Source organism: Aquimarina rhabdastrellae (assembly GCA_947387485.1).
GTDB lineage: Bacteria > Bacteroidota > Bacteroidia > Flavobacteriales > Flavobacteriaceae > Aquimarina.
The window spans coordinates 1-1,675 of the sequence record CANDNT010000046.1 but is presented as its reverse complement, the minus strand read 5'-3'; the positions used below and the strand labels follow the sequence as shown (position 1 = coordinate 1,675).

General features: G+C 33.7%; 2 protein-coding genes. Both read right to left on the bottom strand.

Going from position 1 to position 1,675, the window contains the following annotated elements:
- On the bottom strand, window positions 1-872 hold an 872-nt coding region (locus tag ACYEKI_RS21155), incomplete at its 3' end, for a PorP/SprF family type IX secretion system membrane protein (RefSeq protein WP_459213205.1).
- Between the two features lie 76 nt (window positions 873-948).
- Window positions 949-1,675 (bottom strand): T9SS type B sorting domain-containing protein (locus ACYEKI_RS21150; protein ID WP_459213204.1); only part of this gene is annotated, 727 nt, incomplete at its 5' end.

Below are 1,675 nucleotides of genomic sequence, written 5' to 3'. Positions count from 1 at the left end.
AACATCCACTTCTTGTAATTAACTCCTACAAATGGGGTGATATATTGTAAGTTTTGTCCCTCTATAGTCGATGCACCATCTAAACTTCTTCTGTAGGATACTCCTGCCCATAATCTCCCGAAATTTGTATGTCTATATCCCTTTACATTCAAATCTACTGATGATTCTTTAGTTTGATCTGTCAATTGATATAATACTGATGGTTCTATACTCCAATTTCTATTTCTGAAATTAAATAAATATCCTGAAGATAAAATATACCTACGTTGATTATTTGATTCTTTAATGCTTGTATTGTTATCAAAGATATCTCTTGTGGTAGGTAGTAGATTCTTTACTGTAAAGTGTGCATAAAACTCTAAGAAGTTATACGACATCCCGATATCTACATTAAAATAAGAATCCTTTTGTACAATTCCTGCTACAATAGGATCTGGATTGTTGATTAAATCAAACTCTGTTTCGTCTAATTTTGCTTGGATAAAAGCTGTACTCAATCCAAATGATAACTGATTTAAATCGGTACGATCTCTAGAGAATAACAAATGATAAGCAAAAGTTAAATAAGCTCCTGTTTGAGATGAATTTCCATTTTTATCGTTATAGATAATTCCTCCTATTCCTGTATTCTCTCCTAATCGCGAACTTAAATTTACTGTTTGTAATCCTGGGGCGTCATCTACATCAAACCATTGTCGTCTTCCGGTAAGACGTAATTTATTAGCATTGGCTGCTCCTGCCATCGAGGGGTGTATCAAATATAAATTATCTGATAAGTAATCTGTATATACAGGGATTCCTTCTTGAGCATTAATTAGTTGCTGTCCTATAATTAAACATAACAGTAAACTGAGGGTGTTTTTTATATTCATACTAGAGGATATTTAAACCTTTTACAGCTGTGTTTCATTTTAAACACAGCTGTGTTATTCTTTTTTAATCTATTCTTTATCTTTTTAATGTAAAATGACCTTTTATGGTTTGTCCAGTGATACGTTCTACTTTAAACCAATAATCTGTCGAAGGCATTTGCTTGCCATTATAAGCTCCATCCCAACCAGCATCTGCTTGAGTGAAACGAGTTAATAATTTTCCGTAACGATCAAAGATATAAACTCTATTTTCTGGTTCTCTTTCTGCATTAAGCACTTGCCAACTTTCGTTAAACCCATCTCCGTTAGGCGTAAAAAATAATGGATACCCTAAAACATATAATTCTTCTGATAAGGTTACACATTGTCCTTTATCTCTTACAAAAGCCATATAATCTCCAGGTGCTACATTAGTAAATACATTGCTATCTTGGAAAGTGATTCCATCTATAGAGTACTCAAAATCTCCTCCACCTTCTGCTATTATTTTGATAGTGTTTTGAGATCCTGGTTTAAAATCAACTACAATTACAGCTATGGACTGAGGTACAACCGATGCAGTTACCATAAAAGTTTTGGTCGTTGTACAGTTTACCGAATTGTAGTTCGCTGTTACTGTCACGCTGTATTCTCCAGGAGTATCTATATCGATACTTTCTGTAGTTTCTCCTGTAGACCACTCATAATTATCATATCCAGCATCTGCAGTAACGGTTAAAGTTTCTCCTGGACAAATAAATACATCATCTGCAATGGTTAATACTGGAGATTCTCTTTTTAAGATGTTAAACGAAGTCGTTTGG